The organism is Nocardia sp. NPDC059180 (assembly GCF_042754945.1).
In the GTDB taxonomy this organism is placed as follows: Bacteria; Actinomycetota; Actinomycetes; order Mycobacteriales; family Mycobacteriaceae; genus Nocardia.
Genome location: NZ_JBHZBU010000004.1, coordinates 210,228 through 233,745, shown reverse-complemented (window position 1 = coordinate 233,745; position 23,518 = coordinate 210,228). Strand labels below are relative to the sequence as shown.

Sequence of the window (23,518 nt, the reverse complement as noted above, 5' to 3'; positions counted from 1 at the left end):
GTTCAGTTGTGTCGGGGATACCCCCAGACCGTATTATGGATCGCGAGCGAAGGAGTGGACATGGCCACCAGCACTTACACCGTCACCGGAATGACCTGCGGGCACTGCGTGGGCTCGGTGAAGTCCGAGATCGGCAAGATCGACGGTGTCACCAGCGTCGACGTCGATCTTGCTTCGGGCCTGGTCTCCGTCGACAGCGCGGCCCCGCTCGCCGATGCCGATGTCGCCGCCGCGGTCGACGAGGCCGGATACGCGATCGCGGGCTGATGTCGGATCGCCGGAAGTTCGCCGCGATCGGCGGTGCGCTACTACTGCTGTTCGGCGTCGCGCTCGGCATCGGCGCCCTCGTGGGCGATCCGACCGAGCCGACGCCGGACCAGCAGGCCGTCGCGCCCGGCCTCTCGGACCAGGCCGCGGGCTACACCCTCTCCGAGATCAGCGCACCTTCGGCGGCCAACCAGCCGGGCACGCTGCGGTTCCACATCAGCGGACCCGACGGCGCGCCCGTCACCGAGTTCACCACCCAGCACGACAAGAAACTGCATCTGATCGTGGTGCGCTCCGACACCACCGAATACCGGCACGCCCATCCGGACCTGGCCGCCGACGGCACCTGGTCGATCGACTGGACCTGGAACGCCCCCGGCGAATACCGGGTGTTCGCCGATTTCGTGCCCGGATCGGGCGGCGACCCCGGTGATCTGGTGCTGAGCAGAACCGTGCCGGTCGCGGGAACGGTGGGGCTGCAACCGATTCCGCCGCCCTTACCCGTCGCAACCGTCGACGGTTTCACGGTCACCCGTACCGGCGAACTGACCACCGCGGGAGGCGAACTTCGCTTCGACATCACCCGTGACGGCGTCCCGGTCACCGATCTCGACCCCTACCTCGGCGCCTACGCCCACCTTGTCGCGCTGCGCGCCGAAGACCTCGCTTATCTGCATGTACATCCGCAGGGCGAAGTGGGCAAGTCACCACCCGGTCCGCAGGTGAGCTTCCATGCGCAGGCGCCGAGTACCGGCGCTTACCGGCTGTATCTGGACTTCTCGCACGCCGGGGCGGTGCATACCGCCGAGTTCACGGTGGAAGCTTCCGCTGAAGCGCCGACCACCGGCGATCACACGGGCGGCCATCGCTGAAGCTTGCGGCGCGGCCGGCCTGAACCCCTCCGCGCGGCCGTGAAACCGGTGGCAGCGACCGCAGATGGGCCGATCATTCGGTGTCCCCGGCCTCAACGCCGAGCGGGTGGCCGCCAGGCGCGGTGATCGGCCGGACACCCAGACGGGCGAGCTGCGATCAGCCCTGGGCCGCCAACCGGACAAACGCTGCGGTATCAAGCGTTTCCCCGCGGGCGGTCGGATCGATACCCGCGGCAGTGAGCCTGCGTTCCGCTTCCACAGGCGATCCCGCCCACCCGGACAACGCGGCCCGCAATGTCTTCCGGCGTTGCGCGAAGGCAGCGTCCACCACTGCGAAGACCTTCGCACGATGCTCGGCGTCCATCGACCACGGTGGCTCGGCGTACCGATCGATGCGCACCAGCCCCGATTCCACCTGCGGCACCGGCCAGAACACCTGACGCCCCACCGCACCCGCACGGCGGACCGTGCCGAAAAAGCCCGCCTTCACACTCGGCACGCCGTAGATCCGTCCACCCGGCGTCGCCGACAGCCGATCGGCCACTTCGGCCTGCACCATCACCAGCGAGGTGGTGATGCTCGGCAGCTCGGCCAGCAGATGCAGCAGCACCGGCACGGCGACGTTGTACGGGAGGTTCGCGACCAGCGCGGTCGGCGCGGCGGGCAGATCATCGGCGCGCACCCGCAGCGCGTCGGCCTCGACGACGGTGAGGTTCGCGCTCAGCTCCGGCGCTCGATCCGCGACGGTGACCGGCAGATGCTTCGCCAGCACCGGATCGATCTCGACAGCCACCACGGAATCGACCACGTCGAGCAGCGCCAGCGTCAGCGAACCGAGCCCCGGTCCGACCTCGAGCACCGTATCGTCGCGTCCGACTCCGGCCGCGGCGACGATCCGCCGCACCGTATTCGCGTCGTGCACGAAGTTCTGGCCGAGCTGTTTGGTCGGCCGCACGCCGAGCTGTTCGGCCAGCGTCCGCACTTCGGCGGGGCCTAGCAATGCGGCACTTCCGCGGGCGGAGACTTCGGCATCGGACACCCGATGAACCTACCAACTCCCAGGCCCGGGCCTGCTCACATGGGCAGGCCCTCTGTGACGCGGGCCTGCCTGCGCACAAGGGGCCCGTCCTGATCACACCCGGCGCGACGCACGCACTAGGTCCTGACCCCGGCGAGGAACGCGTCGATCGCCGCCCACATCTGCTCATCGACCTGGCCGTGCTCACCGGTCCCGATCACGGTCCGGAAGTCGACGCCGTTCGCGGCCAACTGGGCGATCAGCGCCGCATGCAGCGGCGAGGGCACCACGGTGTCGGTCGCATTGGCCAGCATCAGGATCGGCTTGTCGTAGCCGCGTACCGGCACCGCCATGTAGTCGGCCAGGGCGGTACGGATGGGCTCCTCGGACAGCGGGCGGGCCAGCAGCTCACCGATGCTCAGTCCGTCGACCCGTTCGATGATCCGATCCAGGCACATGGCGCCGACCTCATCCAGCACCGACCGGCCGACCGGAGACAGGTACTGGTCGACTGCGATATCCGGCCGGGCCTCCCGCAACCCGGCGAGAATGCTCACGACGAAGCTCAGCGCGTCGTCCACCACCGGCAGCTCCGGGATGTTCGGCCCGGCCAGCGGCAGCAGCTTCTCCACATCGGATTCCGGGTCGACCGCGATGGTGCCGCGGAAGTCAAGCTCCGGCGCGTAGGAGGACTGGAGGTGGCCGGTGCCGAGCGCCGCCTGCCCACCCTGGGAGATGCCGAATGCGGTCCAGGTGGACGACAGTTCGGGATGAGTCGCGCGGGCCGCACGCACCATGTCGATGGTCGCGGTGGCCTCGGTGCGCAGTTCCAGGTAGGGGTGTGGGCCGGTGTCGAAAGTGCCGAGGCCGAGGTAGTCCGGCGCCACCACGGCGAAGCCCTGCGACACCAGACGCCGCAGCAGCAGGTCCTGACGGTCGTGCAGCCGGGGGAACGGTGCGCTCTCCGGCTGCGACATACCACCGCAGCCCATGCCGAGGCCGCTGGTGCCGTGGTCGTAGGCGATGATCGGCCAGCCGCCGGGCGGCGGGGTGCCCTCAGGCAGCAGCAGCGCTCCGCTGGCCGGGCGCGGGGTGCCGTCCGAGCCGCTCATCCAGTATTCGATGACGGAACCGCCGCTGACACCGTGCCAGCCGTCGGGCTGCGCGGTCACCGAGATCACCGAGCCGGGCGGGGCGGCCGAGGCCGGGGCCTGCGCGGTGGCGAGCACGGCGGCGGCCGACACGGCGATGGCGAGCATCGACCGCGCAGCGACGTGCAGCAGTCTCATCGAAGTACTCCTCTGCCCCGACCCACATGGTCACAAATCCGGACGAGTGTACGTCGGCGCAGGCACTTTCGATGAGCGACGGGCTGTCCGCGGGCAACAGGCCCCTGGACATGCCGCGAGCGCCACCCTGTCGTCGAAGTGGCGCTCGCGATATCCGGACCTGTCTAGCTCAGGCCCAGACGACCGGTGCAGGACGGCCATGCGCCCCAGCCCTGCCGGGCGCGGGTGACCTCGGCGATGGCGATCTGTTCCTCGCGGGTGGCGAGGTCGGCGCGCGGGGCGTACTTGGTTCCGCCCTGGCGCTCCCAGGTGCTCTGGTCGAACTGGATGCCGCCGTAGTAGCCGTTGCCGGTATTGATCCGCCAGTTGCCGCCTGCCTCGCATTTGGCAAGGGCGTCCCAGATGTCGCCGTTCTGCACGGGCGGTACTTCGGTGCCCGGCTTGGCGCCCTTGCGGATGGTGCGCGGCTGGGCGGGCACCTTGACGTCGGAGGAGACCAGCTCGCGGGCGACTTCCTGGCCGTTGACCATGGTGATCTCGAAGGTGGCGTCGTGCAGGCCGGGTACGCCGGGGTTCTCCACCACCGTGCGGCTCATGTTCATGGTCGGGTCTTCGATGACGTTCTCCGGCGGCGCGAGCGGCAGCGTCTCGGTCCGGGTCTCGACCTGCTTGCGGGTCACCGTGATTCGCATATCGTCGGTCAGCCGGGTGTCGGCGGACGGCTCGACGACGTCGTGCTCGCGCAGCGGGGCCCCGGCGAGGGCGAGCAGATCGCGGACGGTCGGGGCGGCCAGCCGCATCTCCAGCGGGGCGGCATTGCCGTCGGTCACCGAGACCGTCCGCGGGGTCGCGACGGTGAGCGCGGCACCATCGAGTTCCAGCGCTTGACTGCGGCCGCGTGCGACGAAGGCGTCCTCGGCGATCCCCAGCTGCTCCAGCGCCGCACCCGCGGTCCGGCCGGTGGTCCAGACCTGCTCGGTCCGGCCGTCGACGGTCAGTTCGATCTCCCTGGCCCGGTTGAGTGTGATGGTCCCGCCGTCGATGACGCCGGAATCGGGCGAGGGCGAGACCATGTCCCGCTCGGTCACCTCGTAGCCCGCCGACTTCAGCACCCCGCGCACATCACGGGACATGGTCGTCTGCGACGACTTCGCGCCGTCGACGACCACGGTGACGGTCTTGCGGTTCACGATCGCCATGGCTGCGCCGACGATCAGAATCATCAGCAGAGCCGCGATCGCCGCGTACAGCAGCGGCGACCGAGACGAGTTGATCCTCGCTAAAGGGGACATGGTCACAGGACGATAACGAACGCATGCGGGGCGGACAACCGCACGCCGTGGAGCAGCGGTTTTTCACATTACGTTCAGATATAGACGGTGCAGGTAGATCACAAACCCGTCGACGAAAGTGACCTGCGACACATTTCCGGCAGGAGCCGGAAAGGGATATCAGGAGGCGTCAGATCCCGTACACGCGGCGCGCGTTCGCGGTGGAGATCTCGGCGAGTTCGACCGGGTCCTGGCCGCGCACCTGTGCGAGGGCGCGCATCGTGTACGGCAGGCAGTACGGCTCGTTCGGCGCACCGCGGAACGGATGCGGCGTCAGGTACGGCGCATCGGTCTCCACCAGCACCAGCTCGTCGGGCACCACCTTCGCGGCCTCGCGCAGCTCGTGCGCGTTCTTGAAACTGACCGTCCCCGAAAAGCTGAGCAGATAGCCCTCGGCGACGCAGGCCAGCGCCATATTCGTGTCCGACGAGAAGCAATGGAAGATCACCGTCTCCGGCGCGCCCTCGTCCAACAGCACGGTGAGCAGATCATGGTCGGCTTCGCGGTTGTGGATCATCAGCGGTTTGCCGGTTCGTTTGGCCAGGTCGATATGCCAGCGGAAGCCTTCGACCTGGGTCTCGATATCGGCGCAGCCGTCGAGTTTGCCGGGCCAGTAGTAGTCGAGGCCGGTCTCGCCGATCGCGACCACTCGGGGGTCACGGGCGAGGCGCTCCAGCTCGGCCTTGGCCGCGTCGTCGAGTGCGTTGGCACGCGTCGGGTGCAGCGCCACTGCCGCGAACACCCGCTGGTCCCAGTGCGCGGCTTGTACGGCCCACTGCGCCGCCGCGAGATCGTCGGCAACGGTCACCACCTGCCCGACGCCGACCGCCGCCGCTCGATCCACCACTACCTTGACGGACTCGGCATCGGTAGCGCCGCAAGCATCCAGATGCGTGTGCGCGTCGACCAGCGGAGCCAGCGGCTCGGGGGCTTCGGGCGCGGGGCGTGCGGCACTCATCGGAGCACACCGCCCATCGCGGCTTCCCGGCCGCGCACTGAGGGGATATTCACGCGAAGGTCAGAATGCACGCGCATTACAGTAGATGCACCATGACTGAGCGCAGCGAGCCTATCGAGGCACCAGCCTTCTACATCACCACGGCCATCGCGTACCCCAACGGTGCGCCGCATATCGGGCACGCCTACGAGTACATCTCGTCGGACGCCATCGCCCGGTTCAAGCGCCTCGACGGCTACGACGTGTTCTTCATGACCGGCACCGACGAGCACGGCCAGAAGATGCAGCAGGCGGCGGCCGCCGAAGGCGTCCCGGTGGAGGAGCTCGCCGCGCGCAACTCGGATGTGTTCGAGCAGATGGACAAGGCGCTCGACATCTCCTTCGACCGCTTCATCCGCACCACCGACGCCGACCACGAGGTCGCAAGCGTCGCGATCTGGGAGCGGATGCTCGAGGCGGGCGATATCTACCTCGACAACTACTCCGGCTGGTACTCGGTGCGCGACGAGGCGTTCTACACCGAGGAGGAGACCACGCTGCTCGAGGACGGCAGCCGCATCTCCACCGACACCAAGACACCGGTGGTGTGGACCGAGGAATCCAACTTCTTCTTCCGGCTGTCGAAGTATCAGGACAAGTTGCTCGAGCTGTACGAGACCCATCCCGAATTCATCGCTCCGGCAACGCGTCGCAACGAGATCGTCAGCTACGTCAAGGCGGGGCTGAAGGATCTGTCGATCTCGCGCACCACCTTCGACTGGGGTGTTCCGGTGCCCGGCCATCCCGATCACGTCATGTACGTGTGGGTCGACGCGCTCACCAACTACCTCACCGGCGTCGGCTTCCCCGATACCGAATCGGCGGCGTTCCAACGGTTCTGGCCCGCCGATGTGCACATCATCGGTAAGGACATCACCCGCTTCCACACCGTGTACTGGCCGGCGTTCCTGATGTCGGCCGGGGTGCAGTTGCCCAAACGCGTCTTCGTGCACGGGTTCCTGTACAACAAGGGCGAGAAGATGTCGAAGTCGGTCGGCAATGTGATCGACCCACTCGAGCTGGTCGACACCTACGGTCTCGACTCGCTGCGCTTCTTCCTGCTGCGGGAGATCTCCTACGGTCAGGACGGCAGCTACAGCCATGAGGCGATCGTCGGCCGGATCAACGCCGACCTGGCCAACGAGTTCGGCAACCTGGTGCAGCGCAGCCTGACCATGGTCGCCAAGAACTGTGACGCCGCGGTGCCGACACCGGGCGAGTTCACCGACGACGACCGCGCGTTGCTCGACCGCGCCAACGGCCTACTGGAGCGTTGCCGCACCGAATTCGATGCCCAGCAGCTGCATTTGGCGCTGGAAGCGATCTGGCTGACCCTCGGCGAGACCAACCGGTATTTCTCCGCACAGGCGCCGTGGGCGCTGCGCAAGTCCGGTACCGACGCGGATCTGGCCAGGATGGCGACCGTGCTGTACGTGACCCTCGAGGTCGTGCGCATCGTCGCCATCCTGGTCCAGCCGGTGATGCCCGGTTCGGCGGCCAAGATCCTCGATCTGCTGGCCCAGCAGAACCGGACCTTCGCCGATATCGCGACACCGCTGGTACCCGGTGTGGCACTGCCCGCACCGGAGCCGGTGTACCCGCGCTACATCGAACCGAAGGACTGAGCGCTCACCTCCAGCGCGCGAGCAGCTGGTTCGCTTCGGCGGCGAGCGCGAACTGCAGGTAGGGGCCGAAGCTGATCCTGGCCACGCCCTGATCGGCGAACAGGACCTTGTCGGCCTCGGCGGGCAGGCCGATCGCGTTGACCGGCAGCGGCAGTTCGCGGGTCAGGCGGCGCATATCGGCGTCGTCGTGGCGGCCGACCGGGTACAGCACATCCGCGCCCGCGTCGGCGGCCAGCCGCAGTCGTTCGATCGCGCGGTCCATCCGATCGGCTTCCTCGCCGACCTTGCGCAGGAACAGGTCGGTGCGCGCGTTGACGACCACGTGCACCCCGGCCGCGTCGGCGAACTGGCGCAGCCCGCCGACGAAGTCGGCATGCTCCTCGGCGCCGCGCAGCCGCCCGCCCTCGCTGTGCACGGTGTCTTCGATATTGAGCCCCACCGCGCCCGCACCGAGCAACCCTTCGATCAACTGCGCGGGCTCGAGCCCGTACCCGGACTCGATATCCACCGACACCGGCACCTCGACGGCCCCGGTCACCTGCCGCACCCGGGCCAGCAGCTCGTCGAAACTCATCCCTTCGCCATCGGCGCGCCCCACCGAATCCGCGACCGGATGGCTGCCCATGGTCAGCGCCGCGAACCCGGCGCCGACCGCGAGATTCGCCGACCACGCGTCCCATACCGTCGGCAGCACCACCGGATCGCCCGGGCGATGCAATGCGAGTAGTTCTTTGGCCTTGTGTTCGAGAGAGGTCATGGGTCGATCATGGTGGTGCCGCCGACATTGCGCACGCACCCGCGCCGAATCCGCAATGAGTCGAGCGTCCGAAACTTCACTGATCGGACTCGCCGGCACCGGTCGTCAGCAGGCGAGATCTGCAGCACCGGCAGGCTCGGCCGCAGCTCGATTACGCATGTCCCCCGCTCGGTGGTCTCGAGCTGGGCAATCAGTCCTCGGAGCTGCGGCGAGCCGCGAGGACGGCGTCGTAGAGTTCCTTGCGGGAAACGCCGGTGGTGGAGGCGATCTCGGCGCAGGCGTCCTTGAGGCGGACGCCCTCACCGACCCTGGTTTCGACCTCGGCGACCAGGTCGGCGGGTTCGGCGGTGGTGGGCTGGGCGCCCTCGACGACGACGGTGATTTCGCCGCGGGCACCGTCGACGGCCCATGCGGCCAGTTCGGCGAGGGTGCCGCGCACGATTTCCTCGTAAGTCTTGGTCAGCTCGCGGCATACGGCGGCGCGCCGGTCGGGGCCGAGGACCTCGACGGCGTCGGCCAGGCAGTCGGCGAGGCGGTGCGGTGCCTCGAAGAAGACGCAGGCGCGTGGTTCGGCGACCAGGGCGCGCAACCATTCCCGGCGCTGGCCGGATTTGCGCGGCGGGAAGCCATCGAAACAGAAGCGCTCCACCGGCAGGCCGGACAGGGCCAGCGCTGTGGTGACCGCCGAAGGGCCAGGCAGGCAGGTGATGGGGAGTTCGCGTTCGACGCAGGCCGCGACCATCCGGTAACCGGGGTCGCTCACCGACGGCATACCGGCATCGGTGACCAGCAGAACGGTGTTGCCCGACTCGATGTCGTCGAGGAGTGCGGGGATGCGGGCGGTCTCCACATGGTCGTAGAAGCTGACCACCCGCCCGCCGATCTCGATGCCGAGCGCCTTGGCCAGCGACTTGGTGCGGCGGGTGTCCTCGGCGGCGACGACGTCGGCGGTGGCCAACGCGTCGCGTAGCCGCTGCGACGCGTCACCGATATCGCCCATCGGTGTCGCCGCGAGCACCAGCCTGCCGGTCGCGCCGGGTTCTCCGGTCACCGCAGTCCTGCCTCGATCGCGCTACTCGTCACTACCCGCACCCATCGCAGCGTACGGGCATGCGTGGTGCGCGCCCGCATGCGGCGGCTCAGCGGCCAGGGCGTGGACTGCCGCGATACCACGCTGAGCGGCACACCGTCCGCGCCCCACGAATACGGCGCGTGTGCGCGCACAGCATACGATCGGGGCGTGACCCAGGTGACCGACCAGCGCTCCGTCGCGCCCTCTCGGCCGATCCGTTCCTGGTCGAGCCCCGCGCCGCTGCGCCCCTCCCCCGATTTCGGGCCGCTCGACACCGCCCGCGGCTGGCTGGTGACGGCGTTCCTGACTGCGCTGGCGGCGGTAACCCGGTTCACCATGCTCAATTACCCGACCGATGCGGGCACCCCGGTCTTCGACGAGAAGCATTACGCGCCGCAGGGGTATCAGATCCTGACCGGCGGCGGTGTGGAGGACAACCCCGCCTACGGCCTGGTGGTGCATCCACCGGTCGGCAAACAACTCATCGCCTTCGGTGAGGCGCTGTTCGGCTACAACGGCTGGGGCTGGCGCTTTTCCGCGGCTCTGGCGGGCACCGTGCTGGTGTTGCTGGTGATCCGGATCGTGCGCCGGATGACGCGCTCGACGATGATCGGCGCGATCGCGGGGCTGCTGCTGATCGCCGACGGCGTCACGTTCGTCTCCTCGCGCATCGGCATGCTGGACATCTTCCTCGCGCTGTTCGCGACCGCCGCGTTCGGTTGCCTGATCGTCGACCGCGACCAGGTGCGCGAACGCATGGCCAGGGTGGACGTCGAGGGCCGCATGAGAGACAGCCCACTGGGTCCGCGGCTGGGTGTGCGCTGGTGGCGGTTCGGCGCAGGCGTCATGCTCGGCCTGGCCTGCGGGACCAAATGGTCGGGCCTGTACTTCATCGCCGCGTTCGGTCTGCTCAGCGTGTGCTTCGACTTCGCCGCGCGACGCGGCTACCGGGTGCGCAGGCCGTGGATCGGGACCGCACTGCGCGATATCGGGCCTTCGCTCTACGCACTGGTCCTCGTCCCGATCGGGGTCTACCTGGCGACCTACTGGGCCTGGTTCGCCAGCGAGAGCGGCTTCAGCCGCTGGGCTGTCGGTTCCGAGGTTGGCACCGGCGGCTTCTTCTCCTTCGTCCCCGATGCCCTGCGTTCGCTCTGGTACTACAGCGCCAAGGTGCTGACCTTCCACGAGGAGCTGACCAACTCGGCGGGCAACCATCATCCCTGGGAGTCCAAGCCGTGGACCTGGCCGATGGGCCTGCGGCCGATGCTCTACTACTACGCCGATTCCGGCGTCACCGGATGCGGGCAGAACCAGTGTGTGAAGGCCGTGATGCTGGTCGGCACGCCCGCCATCTGGTGGATCGCGTTCCCGGTGCTGGCGTGGGCGTTGTGGCGCACCATCGTGCGCCGCGATTGGCGCTACGCCGCGGTGCTCACCGGGTACGCCGCGGCCCTGCTGCCCTGGTTCATCACCCTCGATCGGCAGATGTACTTCTTCTACGCCGTTCCGCTGGCCCCGTTCTTGGTCATGGGCGTAGCGCTGGTGCTCGGCGACATACTCGGTCCGGCGCGCCGGGTACCGGTACCGCGCGGTCCCACCGGTACCTTCATGGCCGCCCCACCCACCGAGCGCTACCGCCTCGGGCTGCTCATCGTGAGCTTGTATATGGGTTTGGTGATCGCCAACTTCATCTGGTTGTGGCCGATTCTTACGGCCATGCCGATCACCCCCGGCAACTGGCAGGACCACCTGTGGTTGCCCAGCTGGCGTTGACCGGGCCGCTCAACTCTCCAGTGCCGCCCGGACATAACGCAACGCGGCCTCGTCATCCAGGCCGAGCCTGCGCACCGCCGCGACGTATTCGGTGGCGGCCCGCCCCGCCTGATCGCGGGTCGGGTCTCCGGAGGAGGCGATGAACGAGCCGAGCCTGCCGCGGGTTTCGAGGACGCCGTCGGCTTCTAGCTCGCGGTAGGCGCGGGCGACGGTGTTCGGGGCGAGCCCGAGCTGCGCGGCCAGCGCGCGCACGGTGGGGATCTTGGTGCCCGCGGTCAGGGTGCCCGCACGAACCTGGGAGACAACGCCGAGGCGGAGTTGTTCGTAGGGTGGCACAGCGGATTCGTGCGACACAGTGATTTCGAGCATGGCCCCCAGCTCACACATCGTCCCTGGACAGCGGGCACGACAGGCAGCGCGGACCGCCACGGCCGGAACCCAATTCGGATCCCGGGATGGGCAGCACCTCGATGCCGGCGTCCAGCAGCCGGGCATTGGTCATTTCATTGCGTTCATAGGCGACGACGACGCCCGGCCGCAAGGCCAAGGTGTTGTTGCCGTCATCCCACTGTTCACGTTCGGCGGTGACGCCGTCGAGCCCGGTGTCGATCACCCGCAGTTTCCCGATGCCCATGGCGTCGGCGGCGGCGGGCAGGAAGGGGTCGGGCCCGCGCATTATTACCTTGCCGCCGTCGCGCTCGTAGTCCTCGGCGCGCTGGATGGTGAAGGCGGACAGAGTTTCCCGCACCGCCGAATACATCACCAACGCATCGGTGTCGACCATGGTGCATACGGTGTCCAGGTGCATGGTGGCGCGGCTCTGCGCGATGGGCACGACCAGCACGGTGTGGGCGAGGTTGTCGTCGAAGAGGCTGCGCGCCAATGCTTCCGCGCCGGCGGGCGAGGTGCGTTCGCCGACCCCGACAGCCAGCACGCCGCGCGCGAGCAGCAGCACGTCGCCGCCTTCGATCGGTGCGGTGTGCGATTCGTAGGCCCGGCGCACACCGAGGAAACGCGGATGGAAGGCGTAGACGAGGTCGGTCAGCGAGGTCTCGCGCTTCCTGGCGGGCAGGGCCAGCGCGGTGATCGCGACGCGTGGACCGACCCAGAACGAGGAGTCGCGGGTGAACAACAGGTTGGGCAGCGGATCGATGACGAAGTCCGCGCCGTGATGCATCCGCCGCACCAGTGAGGTGGTGTCGGCTTCGAAGGGCAGTTCGTCGAAGGTCATGCCCGCCATCAGGATTTCGGCCAACTCCCGGGCGGGGACGCCGCGCAGATGGGCCGCCAGTTCGTCGGCCAGGGTGTGGCCGAGTCTGCGGGCATCGACGGCGGCGGAGATGCCCTGGATGCGGGCGGCTCCGCTGACGGCGAGGGTTTCGGCGAGCAGATCGGCAAGCAGCAGCACCTCGACACCGCGTTCGCGGAGTACCCCGGCGAAGGTGTCGTGTTCTTGCTGGGCGCGCTCGACCCACGGGATGCCGTCGAAGAGCAGTTGGTCGTTGTTGCGCGGGGTCAGCCTGCGCAACTCGTTGCCGGGCCGGTGCAGCAGCACCGTGCGCAGCGTGCCGACTTCCGAGGTCACCGCGAGCCGCGGGGCGGCCACGGGCTCGGTGCCCGGGTCGGTGTCCCATCCGTCACCGGGAATCGGTCCATCGCCGGGGTTCACCGGTACCGCATCTGGTCCCATGATCCGACCGTAGTTCGCCAGCGCCTGGAGAGCACGGAATTGCCGCGTGTCCTCGCCTCCAGTCGTGATGTGCGGCGATTCGCACCCACGCACCACAGAACCTGAAGTAGGGTTTAGGTCAAGGAGGAGTGCAGAATGACGACGACAGCAGATTGGCGAGCCAAGGAGCTGACCCCCGGTCAGCTGTCCGAGCGTAGCGGAGTAGCGGTCTCCGCGTTGCACTTCTACGAACGCGAAGGTCTCATCTCGAGCCGCCGCACCAGCGGCAACCAGCGCAGATACACCAGGGAAACGCTGCGCCGGGTCGCATTCATCCGCATCTCGCAGCGGGTCGGGATCCCGCTGAGCGAGATCCGCGATGCCCTCGACCGACTGCCGGAGGGCCGCACCCCGACCCGCCGCGACTGGGAGACGCTGTCCACGACCTGGCGCACCGACCTCGACGAACGCATCACCCAGCTGGTGCGTTTACGCGACAACCTCACCGGGTGCATCGGCTGCGGCTGCCTGTCACTCGGCAGTTGCAAGATCGTCAACGAGTTCGATCACCTCGGTGACGAGGGCCCCGGCGCGCGCGTACTCGACGTCCACCTCAACGGCCCGGAGGACGTCAGCTCCGTGGAGAATCTCGATTGCGCAGAGAATTTCGAAGCTTGCTGAACTGCACGTTGGCCTGGCGCATCAGCAGCTCGTAAGGGAAGGCGAACTTGCGCTTCCACCAGTAGCCGAATCGGATGTCGAACGAGGTGTAGACGATGAATCGGTTGCGTTCGATGCCCTGCAGGATCGCCGTGGCCACCCGCTCCGGCGAGACCGCGTGACGGGTGAACCGGGAGACCAGCTTGCGGACCCGCGGATCTTCCTTGTCCACGCCGACCAGTTCGAAGCTCTGCACCAGCGGCGTGTTCACCGCGCCCGGCGCCACCAGATGGACCGATATGCCGTGCTGGGCCAGTTCGAACCGCAGCACCTCCGACAGACCGCGCAGGCCGTACTTGCTGGCGCTGTAGGCAGCGTGCCAGGGCAGCGCGAGCAGCCCGGCGGCCGAGGAGACATTGACCAGCGCACCACCGCGGCCGGCCCGCACCATCTCCGGGACGAAGGTCTCGATCACATGGATCGGCCCCATCAGGTTGACGTCGATCATCCGCTGCCAATGCCGATGCTCGAGGCTGTCGACGGTGCCCCAGGCCGAGGTGCCCGCGATGTTCATCACCACGTCCACGCTGCCGAACCTGGTGTGCACATCGTCGGCGAACGCCACGACGGCCGCATGGTCGGTGATATCGAGCGGCGTCGCGACCAGCACCTTCCCGCCTTCGCGTTCGATATCGGCGACCGTGGCGGCCAGCCCGGCCGCGTCGATATCGGTGAGTACCAGCTCGGCGCCCTCGGCGGCGGCAGCCTGGGCGGTGGCCCGGCCGATCCCGCTCGCCGCGCCCGTGATCAAGGTCTTGGTGCCCTGAACCGTCGTTCTCCGGCGTGCCCGCACGCGACCCATCGATGCCACTTCCGATCTGTTCGTCCATCAGCGAATGTCAGCCGGACATTACCGATCCGCGCCACGATCGGGGAACGGTTCGCTCAACCACCGAGCACGGCGAGCATGCCCGCGACCGCGGCGGGCCAGGTGAATTGCTCGGCGCGGCGCCGCGCGGCCTGACGACGCCCGGCCGCAGGTAGCGCCAGCACGTCGGTGACGGCATGGGCGAAGGCGCAGGGATCATCGTCGGCCACCGCGCCGCAGTCCGCGGTGACGATATCGGCCAATGCCGAGGAACGGCTCGCGACCACCGGCGTGCCCGCGGCCAGTGCCTCCAGCGCGGCGAGCCCGAAGGTCTCATGTGGGCCCGGCGCCAGCGAAACATCGGCCGTGGCGAGGAGTTTCGCCACCATCGCCCGGTCGGTGATGAAACCGGTGAAATGCACCGCGGCCTGTCCGCCCGGCAGTGCGGGCAGCGCACGCGCACGTCGATGCAGAGCGTCGCGGCGCGGCCCGTCCCCCGCGACCACGAGCCTCGCCTCGACGCCGGACTGCCGCAGCGCGGCCACCGCCTCGATGCTGCGGTCCACCCGCTTCTCCATCGAAAGCCTGCCGCAATGCACAAGCAGCGGATGTCCCGGCACACCGAGGTCGGCGCGCAGGCCGTTGTCGGCTCGACGCGGACTGAACAACTCGAGGTCGACACCGAGCGGTACCAGCTCGACGTTCGGCGCGCCGATCCGATGAAACTCCGCGCGCGCGAAATCCGTTGTGCACACCACGATGTCGTATTCGGCGGCGGTGCGGCGGTTGGCCATATCGGCGCAACGGCCCGCCAGTGCGCGCGGCATGATCTGGCCGAGCAGCCGATCCAGCCGTTCATGGGAGATCATCACGCTCGCGACGTCACGGCGCCGGGACCAGCGGCCGAAACCGCGCAGCGTCAGCCGATCCGACACCTCGAGCACATCCGGCCGCAGCCCGCCCAGCACATCGGCCACCCGCCGTGGATCGGCCGCCCGGTAGCCACCGGTCCCCGGAATCGCCAGGGCGGGCAGGGTGATCCGCAAGGCACCGGTTGGCAGCAGTTCCTCACCGCGCCGGGCACCGGGCACGATCAGCACCACCTCGTGACCGGCCGCCACATAGCCCTCGCCGAGGTGATGCAGTGCGGTGCGCAAACCACCCGACCGCGGGCCGTAGAAGTTCGCCAGCTGCACGATGCGCACCCCGCCGATCGTGACGCGAGCCGGGTGACCGCCGGAACCGTCGCGTCGAACGGCGCGTGAACAGGCGTAGAAGAGCCGGCCAACCGGGCAACGGTGCCGGTCAGCGGGTGGTCAGGTTCCGGTCGACGCGCGGCAGATCCAGATTGAGCGGAATCCGCCCCGCGGCCAGGTGCTGCTCGACTTCCTCGGCGGGCATCGGCCGCGCGATCAGGAAGCCCTGGGCCCGGTAGCAGCCGAGCCCGACCAGCGTGCGGGCCGCGACCGGCGTCTCCACGCCCTCGCCGACGACGCCGAGCCCGAACGATCCGGCCAGCCCGATGATCGACTTCACGATCGCCAGATCGTCGGTGCTCGCCCCGAGCCGCTGCACGAATCCGCGATCGATCTTCACCGCGTCGACCGGCAGCGCCTTCAGATGCGACAGCGAGCTGTAGCCGGTGCCGAAGTCGTCGATGGCGATCTGCACGCCCATGCGCTTGAGCCCGCGCAGGGTGACCTGAGTGCGGGCCAGGTCCTGCACCACGACATGCTCGGTGATCTCCAGGCAGACCGAACTGCCGTCGATACCGAACATGCGCAGGATGTCCTCGATGCGCTCGACGAAATCCAGGCTCACCAGCTGCACCGGTGACACATTGATCCGCATCACCACGTTCGCGGCCAGCCCCTGCCTGCGCCATTCGGCGAACTGGGCACACGCCGAGCGGATCACCCAGCGACCGAGTTCGCCAGCCAGATTGGTGGCCTCGGCGACGGTGACGAACGCGCCTGGCGGCAGCAGGCCCCTGGTCGGATGCAGCCAGCGCACCAGCGCCTCCATGGCCACGATGCGCCCGGTGCGCAGGTCGACCTCGGGCTGATAGTGCAGGATCAGCGATCCGTCGGAGACCGCGCCACGCAGGTTCAGCTCCACATCGTCCTGCAGCTCGAATTGCGCGCGCATGGCGTCGGTGAAGATCGCGACGCCGTTGCCGCCGCCGGATTTCGCCGAGAGCAGGGCGTGGTCGGCGCGCCGCAGCACATCGGCCACCGTGGTCTCGCCGGGAATGCCGACCGCGACGCCGATGCTCGCGGCGCGGCTGACCGACTCACCGCCGACGGTGACCCGGCGCCCGATGAGCTGCTGGATGCGGCCCGCCTCGTGTTCGGCGGCGACGGAGTCCATCGGTTTGGCGGGCACGATGACGAATTCGTCGCCACCGAGACGGGCGATCATGTCGTTGGAGTCGAGGTTCTCGCGCAGCCGGGTGGACAGGCTGCGGATGAAGTTGTCGCCCGCGGTGTGACCGAGGAAATCGTTGAGCGCCTTGAGCCGGTCCAGATCCAGGAAGAACGCCGCCACCGGGCCGGGGCTGCCCTCGCTGAGCCGATGCTCCATGTGTTCGAGCAGCGCCCGCCGATTGGCCAGCCCGGTCAGATCGTCGTGCAGGGCGATGTAGCGCAGCCGTTCCTCGGCCACCACGCGGGCCTGAAGCTGCGCGAACAGAGCGGCGATGGCTTTGAGGACATTGAGCTCGCGGGTGCTCCACTCCCGATCGCCAACCTTGATGAACCCGAGCAGACCGGTGGATTGACCGCGCGAGACCAGCGGCACCGCGGCCGAGGTGACGTTGGGCAGTCCGGAGGCGCGCTGGATGGTCTCCTGATAGTCGGCGTCGCTGCCGGTGACCAGGAACGGTTCGGTGGCGTGTTCGAGGGCACGGAACACCGAATCGGCCTGTTCGAAATACACCACCCGCAGTGGGTCCGGATCCGGCACATTCGCCCGATGCGGCCATTCCGCGACCAGTATCGTCGCCCGCCGTTCGGTATCGGTGTGCCGCACGTAGCTGAAGTCGACGTCGAAGTATTCGACCAGCGTGGCCAGTACCTTTTCGGTTGCCGACACCATCGTCGTTGCGTCGACACCCATGAGCTCAGCGGCGACCTCTGTCACCAACGAGTCGAGCGTCCGCCGAGGCACTTTGTCTCCGATCGCGCTAACTGCGGGTGTCCGCGCCAGGCACCTGTCGCCGCCTGCTGCGCACACCGGCCGCAGCCGCGTAGCTCAGGCGAAGAACCAATGCCATGGTCTCATGTTCCGGCACTCCCAGTAGGTCCAGGAAACAGCCTTGAAGTGACGCTAGTGTATCGGTGTAGGCCGGAGAAATCGCGTTCGAGTCGCGGTGACGTCTCGAATAGAGGAACACCGGCGACATCGGTTGCACTGCCAAACCGCTGCGCTGGGCCTGGATCCACACCCGTTGCACGGCCCCGCCCGCGCGCACATATCCGGCCAATGACCTCTCGTCTGTACCCGGCGGCTCGGTGAAAGTGACCGCGACGACCGCCGAACTCGAGCGCACCCGATCGCGGGCGTAATCACCCAGCGCCGAGCCTGCCGACCAGCTGTGCAGTTGCGCCATCACATCGGCGCGTCGGCCGATCTGCATGGCCGCCTGCTCGTCGGGAGCCAGTTCGAGGGTGCGGGCATCGATGCCGATGTCGAGGTCGTCGCCCGCCCAGCGCAGCTCCGCGAACAGCTGCTCGTGCAGCAGCGGAGTGAGGTAGCGGATGCGATCGGATTCGGCCAGCAGCCGGGCGGCGTTGTCGATGCCGTCGCGATCGGTGAGCGCGCGCAGCGTGGCGCCTTCGGCGGCGGCGGCGCCCGTCAGGTCGGCCAAGACGGCGGCGGGGATCGGGCTGCCGTCACCGAGTCTGCGGTTGGTTTCGCGGGTCAGCGTCAGCGGATAGTCGGCGGCAGGCGCATCAGCGGGCTTGCCGCTTCTGCGCAGGACGGCGCTGATCGGCGCGGACGCGGGATCGTCGGATTCGACGAGTTCGCAGACGCCGAGTACGCCGTGCGCCGCCGCTGCCACGCGTGCGTTGTACAGCGCGGCACCCAGCGCCACCGCACTGCCGCGATAGCCGATGTCCATGGCGGTGGTGGCCGAGCGGTCCAGGTCGATCCGGATCTCGTCACCGTCTGCGTGCAACGTCCACGGCTGGACGTTGCCGCCGGAGGGCGCCCGCTGGGCGCAGGCCAGGATGCGCTGCACCGGATCGGCGGAGGTGGGTTCTTCGTGGTCTGCGTCGTCCCAGTCCAGGTCGTCGATCGGCGTCGGTTCGGCGAGACCGTCCAGGCTGCATTCGAGATCGACCCTGGTGCGCCCGGAAGGCAGTTTCTGGCCGAGCCCGATGCGGCGGATGGCGGTGGTGACGCTCGCGCCGCCGAGCATCACATCGCCGGCCAGCTGGGGCCAGCTGCTCAGGGTTTCGCCGACCTCGACCATGCTGGCCGCCATCCGGGACGACAGTTCGGTAGGACCCATCAGCGCGACGACGTAGGGCGCTTTGTCGCGTGTGGACAACCCGCGCAGGTCGCTCGCCACCACCCCGCCCAACAAGCCGTGGAACGGCAGGCGTTCCGGTTCCAGGTCGTAGCGCTCGACGTCGAGCAGGCCGCGATCACTGGTCTCCATGACGACCGGAATGCGGTGCTTGCGTGCGGCTTCGCGGACGACGAGTTTGATATCGAGCGAATCACACTCCTCGACGACGACCGAGAGTCCGGACAGGAATTGGTCGACCGAGTCCTCGTCGACCCCGGCGCGATAGACCTCGACCGGCAGATAGGGGTCGAGTTCGGCAATCCGGCGCGCGGTGACCACGGCTTTGTTCGTGCCGATATCGAACAACCCGGCAGGCACTCGGTTGAGATTCGACAACTCGAGCACGTCGAAATCGGCCAGGCGTAGCGACCCGCAAATACCTTCCAGAGCAATCGTGTAGGCCACGGCGTGGCCGACGCTCTGCCCGACCACGCCGATCGACATCTCGCGCAATCGTTGCTGTTCATCCCGGGTGAGCTTATTGCGATTCCGGTCCAGCCGAATGGCGCGAAGCGTTTGCGGGCCCGGCAATCCGAGAACGCGCCGCCGCCACGGGTAGTACACCCAGCGATCGGATTCCTGGCCCTCCACGCGTTCGGGTGGATCGGTGAGATCGGCGAACTCGTGGTCCAGCAAATCACGCAGATCGTCGAATTCGATATCGCTACGCGCACGCAGTTCGGCGAGCACCCGTGCGTCGCCGGGGTGCTGCGGATCCAGGACCAGCGGCCGATATTCCACTCCCCGGTCGCTTTCACCGGCCATAGCCGAACCGACCCTCCGATCTGCGTCCGGTGCCGCGGCGCACTCGTTCGAGTGCACCGTCGGCGACTCCCATATCTCGCAGTTCATCGCACATCAGCAGATACTGCAACCGATCGGCGAACATCCGATACATCCGGCTGTCCCACCAGATCGGCACGGTCTGATAGCGATCGTCGGGGTAGGGCACCGCGGGGATCAGGTCGGCCGCGACACCGCCGCTGCCCCGGTGCCTGCTCGTGGTGAACGAGGCCACGGTGGCGAAACCGTATCGAACACCGAGGATTCTCGGAGTGTGTGCGATACAGCGCGAGATCGCGGCGCCGAGTTCGCGGCGGTTGGGGACATCGCGTGCCACCCACGCTCCGCGGGACTCGACGATGCCGCGCGGTATCCGGCGAGCAACCATCGCCCGCAGTTCCCGTTCGCCGGGGCGCCCCGACCAGGGCGCGAGCGATCCGACCTCCTCGATACGCAGGTACGGGCCCTGCGCTCGGACGCCCGCGACGACCGCGCCGGTCCGGTCGGTCGCGGCAAAGAACAACGAGGTGGACCTGCCATCGGCCACCACGTCGTATTCGAGGGCGGATTGGACGCGGAAGTGCCGGTAAACATCCAGCGCACCGTGGAGATATCGATCCCATAGTTCCGGGTCGGCATCCGGGGTGGTCGCGGTGATGTCGCATCCGGAGACGATGTCGTGAAATCGCAGTGCCGAGGTACTGCAAGTTTCAACCAGGTCGACGGCGATCGTTTCGACAGCCATGACGTTCCTACTCTGTTGCTGCGTGCGCACACGCAGTGATCGAACCCATCCGACAGACTCACCCGCCGCCCCGAACGTCGAGTGAGTGCGTCATGGGCAGTATGGGTCATCGAAGCCAGAATTGACTAGATATCTGGTTAATCTTCCGAAAACCAAATTTTTGCCCCGAAAGACACGCAGGTCAGGCCGCTCACGTCCGGATACCGGGAGAGAAAGGAGACCGGTTGGTACGTGTCTAGCAAACCGGCAGCAAGTTATACCAGAATGGATATGAACAGTTCGACCGAATGCGGGCCGTGCCAGATCTCGATTTCTTCACGGTAGGCACGGGTGATCTCGGCCGATGCCGTCGCGTCATCGACCTGGGCCCAGGCATCTTCGACCGGATCGTGGTAGTCGCCATTGGGCACGAACCGCGCGTACACGCCCTTGGGGACGCGCACGAGCACGTCGCCGACCTGCGCGGCCTCAGCGGCCGGATACTCGAAACCGACCAGCGCGTTGTAGGTCTCGGTCGGATCGGGCACGTACACGGTGAACATCGGGCCCTCGGCCGCGCTGGTTCCCTCGGCACGATCACGCAACCGGTCCTTGAGGAACTCGATCAGCTCGCTGTTGCTCACCTTGAAGCTCGGACGCACCCGCGGCACCACCAGACCGCCGTAGATGGCAGCGCTGCGGACGACGATGGAGTAGCTCATCGCGGATCGACCGCCAAGTAGAGATCGATCTTGTACGCGTGCGGATAACACTCGAAATCGCCGGTGAAGGTGCGTTTGATCTGCTTGTGTTCCTCGGCATAGGCGATCTGGGTCCACAGGCCCGTCATGATCTGCGGGAACTCACCCACCGAGGAGAACCGCGCGTAGGTACCGCGCGGCAGCCTGGCCACCAGATGGCCGCGGGTGACGCGCTCGAACGATGAGCACTGGTAGCCGACGATCTGGGTGTTGTAGGTGCCGAGCTCGCCCGAGTAGTCGGTGTAGGCGCTGGCGAGCGGGCCGCCGAGGTCGTGGTGCAGTACCGCGGCCCACGCGGCTTCCAGATCCTTGTCCCGCAGTTCTTGTAGCGCACGCTTGGGACTGCGCACCGGAAGTCCGGCAACCCATGTCTCGTCCCGTTCGACGATTTCAAACTGCATGGAAAGACTCTTTCGAGATGAATCCGGGGGGCAGTGTCCACATCCGGTCGGCCAGAACCGTCATGCTACCAATCGTGCCCGACCGTACCGCTCACAAGATCGATTCACGCCGGTCCAGCTGAACTGGGCGTACCTCCGCATTCGCTCCGGCCATGCGCGGTCTGAAGACGGACTACGTCCGGCGGCGCCCATCGTGCGTACCTCCGCATTCGCTCCGGCCATGCGCGGTCTGAAGACGGACTGCGTCCGACTGCGCCAACTGGACGTTTGCACAGGAACCCCACCCCAGTGTGATCGAATTGGTCTCGTGTGCCGGACCATCGCCGAACTGGACGAAACCCTGACACACTGCCGCGCCTGCCCGCGCCTGGTGGCGTGGCGGGAGCTGGTGGCCAGGGAGAAGCGGGCCGCGTTCCGGGACCAGACCTACTGGGGTCGTCCCGTTCCCGGATTCGGTCCCGATGACGCACGCATGTTGATCGTTGGCCTCGCGCCGGCCGCGCACGGCGCCAATCGCACCGGCCGCATGTTCACCGGCGACCGCAGCGGCGAGGTGCTCTACGCGGCCATGTACGCGGTGGGATTGGCCAATCAGCCCACCGCCGTCAGCCGCGACGACGGCCTGCGCCTACTCGGTGTGCGGATCGCCTCTCCGGTGCGCTGCGCACCACCGGCCAACAAACCGACGCCCGAGGAACGCGACCGCTGCCGTCACTGGCTCGATACCGAGTTGCGGCTGCTCGCGCCGACCCTGCACTCCATCGTGGTGCTCGGCGCGTTCGGCTGGCAGGCGCTGCTCCCGGCACTGGCCGACGCCGGTTGGCAGATCCCGCGGCCGCGCCCCAAGTTCGGGCACGGCGTGCACATCGAGCTGACGCACACCGACCCGGCCCGTGAGCCGCTGCAGCTGTTCGGCTGCTACCACGTCAGCCAGCAGAACACCTTCACCGGCCGATTGACCCCGGCCATGATCGAGGACGTGCTCATACGGGCCGCGACCGCCGCCGGGCTGCCCGCGGGCCGGTAGCGTCGGCGGATATCGGAACTCGAACGCACCGAAGGACACCGGAGGCCATGCCGGAAGACTCCGCGAATACTCCCGTCACGATCCTGCAGCGCTGGCACGACTCCGGCGCCATCTGGCGGGTGGCAGCCCGCCGCCCCGATTCGGTCACGGTGGCCTTCTACCCCTGTACCGGCGGCGAGGAAATCGACCGGCTCACCTCCTCGGACCCAGCCCTGCTCGACTTCCTGGCGCACCGCGACAGCAGCGAGGACTGAGCACCGAACCCGTCCCCGCCGATACCTGCGGCGCGCCCGGCCGCAGGTAACGGACTCATCCCAGTCGCGCGCCATCGTTGACCGTATGCGGATGGTCGGCCATGATCACCTCTACCTCGGTGGTCCCAGGCTTGTGCAGACGAGATGGTCCGGGTGTCCTGGCGTGAGGCAGGTCGGCCGGCAGGGTTAGAGAGGTTCGGACTATTGATTCGCAGTAACCGTTTCCGCAGCTGGTCGGCTCGTTTCGCGGCACTTCTCGGCGCCGCGTCCGCCGGATTCCTGCTGGCCGCACCGGCCCAGGCCGAACCGCTGTTCCCCGGCGGACCGGACATCCCCGGCGTCCCGGCGATCATCCCGACCTCCGCGCCGTGCGCACCCGAGGCCCGCGCCTGCATGCGATTGAGCACCAACGAGGCCTGGCTGATGGACAACGGCCGCGTCGTCTTCGGCCCCACCCCGATCTCCCACGGCATGCCGGGCTACGAAACCCCACCGGGCGTATTCGACGTCGACTTCAAGCGCCCGTTCCACTGGAGCACCATGCACCACGCCCCGATGCGCTGGGCGGTGTTCTTCAACAACGACATCGCCTTCCACGTGGGCCCCGTCGAGCACACCTCCCACGGCTGCGTGCGCATGACAGAGGAAGGCGCACACCGGTTTTTCGAGTACCTGAACCCCGGTGACAGGGTCGATGTCGTCCGCTGACAGCTCTTCCCAGGACAGGTAACAACGCACCGCCGTAACCCCCTCAGGATCGGGCACAATTTTCTTCTCTGATCCGGTGCACAGTC

Annotated in this window: 23 protein-coding genes; 8 read left to right on the top strand and 15 right to left on the bottom strand. The window is 67.8% G+C overall.

The window, feature by feature from the left end; translation table 11 throughout:
• Nucleotides 1-60 precede the first annotated feature (60 nt).
• Nucleotides 61-267 carry a heavy-metal-associated domain-containing protein gene (locus ACFXNW_RS15125; RefSeq protein ID WP_379418275.1) on the top strand — a complete coding sequence of 69 codons (207 nt, stop codon included), beginning with the start codon at nt 61-63 and terminating at the stop codon, nt 265-267.
• Entirely contained in the window at nt 267-1,139 is an 873-nt protein-coding gene (locus ACFXNW_RS15120) for a hypothetical protein (protein ID WP_379418274.1), read from the top strand. The genes ACFXNW_RS15125 and ACFXNW_RS15120 overlap by 1 nt, the downstream gene beginning before the upstream one ends.
• Before the next feature lie 157 nt (nt 1,140-1,296).
• Here the strand turns inward: ACFXNW_RS15120 and rsmA are convergent, their stop codons facing one another.
• The 4 genes from rsmA to ACFXNW_RS15100 all read right to left on the bottom strand — a co-directional run bounded on the left by rsmA (nt 1,297) and on the right by ACFXNW_RS15100 (nt 5,735).
• Complete coding sequence (gene rsmA / locus ACFXNW_RS15115) at nt 1,297-2,178, bottom strand: 16S rRNA (adenine(1518)-N(6)/adenine(1519)-N(6))-dimethyltransferase RsmA (RefSeq protein WP_379418273.1); 882 nt, start codon at nt 2,176-2,178, stop codon at nt 1,297-1,299.
• A 116-nt stretch (nt 2,179-2,294) separates the two neighbouring features.
• Nucleotides 2,295-3,446 (bottom strand): alpha/beta fold hydrolase, encoded by a 1,152-nt coding sequence (locus ACFXNW_RS15110; RefSeq protein ID WP_379418272.1) that lies wholly within the window; start codon nt 3,444-3,446, stop codon nt 2,295-2,297.
• Between the two features lie 164 nt (nt 3,447-3,610).
• Complete coding sequence (locus ACFXNW_RS15105; RefSeq protein WP_379418271.1) at nt 3,611-4,738, bottom strand: transglycosylase family protein; 1,128 nt, start codon at nt 4,736-4,738, stop codon at nt 3,611-3,613.
• Between the two features lie 169 nt (nt 4,739-4,907).
• Entirely contained in the window at nt 4,908-5,735 is an 828-nt protein-coding gene (locus ACFXNW_RS15100; RefSeq protein ID WP_379418270.1) for a TatD family hydrolase, read from the bottom strand.
• 92 nt (nt 5,736-5,827) lie between these two features.
• Here ACFXNW_RS15100 and metG point away from each other — a divergent pair, with 92 nt between their 5' ends.
• Nucleotides 5,828-7,399: a methionine--tRNA ligase gene (gene metG / locus ACFXNW_RS15095; protein WP_379418269.1), complete on the top strand. Its 1,572-nt coding sequence runs from the start codon at nt 5,828-5,830 to the stop codon at nt 7,397-7,399.
• A 4-nt stretch (nt 7,400-7,403) separates the two neighbouring features.
• Here metG and ACFXNW_RS15090 read toward each other — a convergent pair whose 3' ends face one another.
• Nucleotides 7,404-8,156 (bottom strand): isocitrate lyase/phosphoenolpyruvate mutase family protein, encoded by a 753-nt coding sequence (locus ACFXNW_RS15090; protein WP_379418268.1) that lies wholly within the window; start codon nt 8,154-8,156, stop codon nt 7,404-7,406.
• Between the two features lie 190 nt (nt 8,157-8,346).
• Entirely contained in the window at nt 8,347-9,207 is an 861-nt protein-coding gene (rsmI, locus tag ACFXNW_RS15085) for a 16S rRNA (cytidine(1402)-2'-O)-methyltransferase (RefSeq protein ID WP_379418267.1), read from the bottom strand.
• Between the two features lie 189 nt (nt 9,208-9,396).
• Here rsmI and ACFXNW_RS15080 point away from each other — a divergent pair, with 189 nt between their 5' ends.
• Nucleotides 9,397-11,001: a dolichyl-phosphate-mannose--protein mannosyltransferase gene (locus ACFXNW_RS15080; RefSeq protein ID WP_379418266.1), complete on the top strand. Its 1,605-nt coding sequence runs from the start codon at nt 9,397-9,399 to the stop codon at nt 10,999-11,001.
• A gap of 9 nt (nt 11,002-11,010) precedes the next feature.
• Here the strand turns inward: ACFXNW_RS15080 and ACFXNW_RS15075 are convergent, their stop codons facing one another.
• Nucleotides 11,011-11,370, bottom strand: a complete 360-nt coding sequence (locus ACFXNW_RS15075; protein ID WP_379418265.1) for a GntR family transcriptional regulator — start codon at nt 11,368-11,370, stop codon at nt 11,011-11,013.
• A gap of 10 nt (nt 11,371-11,380) precedes the next feature.
• Nucleotides 11,381-12,691: an arginine deiminase gene (gene arcA, locus ACFXNW_RS15070; protein WP_379418264.1), complete on the bottom strand. Its 1,311-nt coding sequence runs from the start codon at nt 12,689-12,691 to the stop codon at nt 11,381-11,383.
• 135 nt (nt 12,692-12,826) lie between these two features.
• Between arcA and soxR the strand changes: the two genes are divergently transcribed.
• Nucleotides 12,827-13,351, top strand: coding sequence for a redox-sensitive transcriptional activator SoxR (gene soxR / locus ACFXNW_RS15065; protein ID WP_379418263.1), 525 nt, complete (start codon nt 12,827-12,829; stop codon nt 13,349-13,351).
• On the opposite strand, the gene ACFXNW_RS15060 is transcribed toward soxR, so the two are convergent.
• The 7 genes from ACFXNW_RS15060 to ACFXNW_RS15030 form a co-directional block, all read right to left on the bottom strand.
• Complete coding sequence (locus ACFXNW_RS15060) at nt 13,302-14,192, bottom strand: SDR family oxidoreductase (protein WP_379418262.1); 891 nt, start codon at nt 14,190-14,192, stop codon at nt 13,302-13,304. The genes soxR and ACFXNW_RS15060 overlap by 50 nt on opposite strands.
• Before the next feature lie 83 nt (nt 14,193-14,275).
• Complete coding sequence (locus ACFXNW_RS15055; RefSeq protein ID WP_379418261.1) at nt 14,276-15,403, bottom strand: glycosyltransferase; 1,128 nt, start codon at nt 15,401-15,403, stop codon at nt 14,276-14,278.
• Nucleotides 15,404-15,503: 100 nt separating this feature from the next.
• On the bottom strand, nt 15,504-17,315 hold the full coding sequence (locus ACFXNW_RS15050; protein WP_379418649.1) for a putative bifunctional diguanylate cyclase/phosphodiesterase: 1,812 nt from the start codon (nt 17,313-17,315) through the stop codon (nt 15,504-15,506).
• Between the two features lie 67 nt (nt 17,316-17,382).
• A complete protein-coding gene (locus ACFXNW_RS15045) occupies nt 17,383-19,539 on the bottom strand; it encodes an Rv1355c family protein (protein ID WP_379418260.1) in 2,157 nt (718 codons plus the stop codon).
• Nucleotides 19,529-20,302 (bottom strand): hypothetical protein, encoded by a 774-nt coding sequence (locus tag ACFXNW_RS15040; RefSeq protein WP_379418259.1) that lies wholly within the window; start codon nt 20,300-20,302, stop codon nt 19,529-19,531. Before ACFXNW_RS15040 ends, ACFXNW_RS15045 begins: the two co-directional genes overlap by 11 nt.
• Nucleotides 20,303-20,556: 254 nt before the next feature.
• Entirely contained in the window at nt 20,557-21,003 is a 447-nt protein-coding gene (locus tag ACFXNW_RS15035) for a GyrI-like domain-containing protein (protein WP_379418258.1), read from the bottom strand.
• Complete coding sequence (locus ACFXNW_RS15030; RefSeq protein WP_379418257.1) at nt 21,000-21,443, bottom strand: GyrI-like domain-containing protein; 444 nt, start codon at nt 21,441-21,443, stop codon at nt 21,000-21,002. The genes ACFXNW_RS15035 and ACFXNW_RS15030 overlap by 4 nt, the downstream gene beginning before the upstream one ends.
• Nucleotides 21,444-21,750: 307 nt before the next feature.
• Between ACFXNW_RS15030 and ACFXNW_RS15025 the strand changes: the two genes are divergently transcribed.
• The 3 genes from ACFXNW_RS15025 (at nt 21,751) to ACFXNW_RS15015 (ending at nt 23,432) form a co-directional block, all read left to right on the top strand.
• On the top strand, nt 21,751-22,470 hold the full coding sequence (locus ACFXNW_RS15025) for a uracil-DNA glycosylase (protein WP_379418256.1): 720 nt from the start codon (nt 21,751-21,753) through the stop codon (nt 22,468-22,470).
• 47 nt (nt 22,471-22,517) lie between these two features.
• Nucleotides 22,518-22,724 (top strand): hypothetical protein, encoded by a 207-nt coding sequence (locus ACFXNW_RS15020; protein WP_379418255.1) that lies wholly within the window; start codon nt 22,518-22,520, stop codon nt 22,722-22,724.
• 204 nt (nt 22,725-22,928) lie between these two features.
• Complete coding sequence (locus ACFXNW_RS15015; protein ID WP_379418254.1) at nt 22,929-23,432, top strand: L,D-transpeptidase; 504 nt, start codon at nt 22,929-22,931, stop codon at nt 23,430-23,432.
• The last annotated feature ends 86 nt before the right edge of the window (nt 23,433-23,518 follow it).

Excerpts from the sequence above, each read along its gene's own strand:
- ACFXNW_RS15075 (WP_379418265.1), bottom strand. The coding sequence starts at position 11,370 with ATGCTCGAAATCACTGTGTCGCACGAATCCGCTGTGCCACCCTACGAA.
- ACFXNW_RS15035 (WP_379418258.1), bottom strand. The coding sequence starts at position 21,003 with ATGAGCTACTCCATCGTCGTCCGCAGCGCTGCCATCTACGGCGGTCTG.
- ACFXNW_RS15090 (WP_379418268.1), bottom strand. The coding sequence starts at position 8,156 with ATGACCTCTCTCGAACACAAGGCCAAAGAACTACTCGCATTGCATCGC.
- ACFXNW_RS15060 (WP_379418262.1), bottom strand. The coding sequence starts at position 14,192 with ATGGGTCGCGTGCGGGCACGCCGGAGAACGACGGTTCAGGGCACCAAG.
- ACFXNW_RS15105 (WP_379418271.1), bottom strand. The coding sequence starts at position 4,738 with ATGTCCCCTTTAGCGAGGATCAACTCGTCTCGGTCGCCGCTGCTGTAC.
- ACFXNW_RS15110 (WP_379418272.1), bottom strand. The coding sequence starts at position 3,446 with ATGAGACTGCTGCACGTCGCTGCGCGGTCGATGCTCGCCATCGCCGTG.
- ACFXNW_RS15125 (WP_379418275.1), top strand. The coding sequence starts at position 61 with ATGGCCACCAGCACTTACACCGTCACCGGAATGACCTGCGGGCACTGC.
- ACFXNW_RS15120 (WP_379418274.1), top strand. The coding sequence starts at position 267 with ATGTCGGATCGCCGGAAGTTCGCCGCGATCGGCGGTGCGCTACTACTG.
- ACFXNW_RS15020 (WP_379418255.1), top strand. The coding sequence starts at position 22,518 with ATGCCGGAAGACTCCGCGAATACTCCCGTCACGATCCTGCAGCGCTGG.
- ACFXNW_RS15040 (WP_379418259.1), bottom strand. The coding sequence starts at position 20,302 with ATGGCTGTCGAAACGATCGCCGTCGACCTGGTTGAAACTTGCAGTACC.
- arcA (WP_379418264.1), bottom strand. The coding sequence starts at position 12,691 with ATGGGACCAGATGCGGTACCGGTGAACCCCGGCGATGGACCGATTCCC.
- ACFXNW_RS15050 (WP_379418649.1), bottom strand. The coding sequence starts at position 17,315 with ATGGGTGTCGACGCAACGACGATGGTGTCGGCAACCGAAAAGGTACTG.
- ACFXNW_RS15045 (WP_379418260.1), bottom strand. The coding sequence starts at position 19,539 with ATGGCCGGTGAAAGCGACCGGGGAGTGGAATATCGGCCGCTGGTCCTG.
- metG (WP_379418269.1), top strand. The coding sequence starts at position 5,828 with ATGACTGAGCGCAGCGAGCCTATCGAGGCACCAGCCTTCTACATCACC.
- soxR (WP_379418263.1), top strand. The coding sequence starts at position 12,827 with ATGACGACGACAGCAGATTGGCGAGCCAAGGAGCTGACCCCCGGTCAG.
- ACFXNW_RS15030 (WP_379418257.1), bottom strand. The coding sequence starts at position 21,443 with ATGCAGTTTGAAATCGTCGAACGGGACGAGACATGGGTTGCCGGACTT.
- ACFXNW_RS15100 (WP_379418270.1), bottom strand. The coding sequence starts at position 5,735 with ATGAGTGCCGCACGCCCCGCGCCCGAAGCCCCCGAGCCGCTGGCTCCG.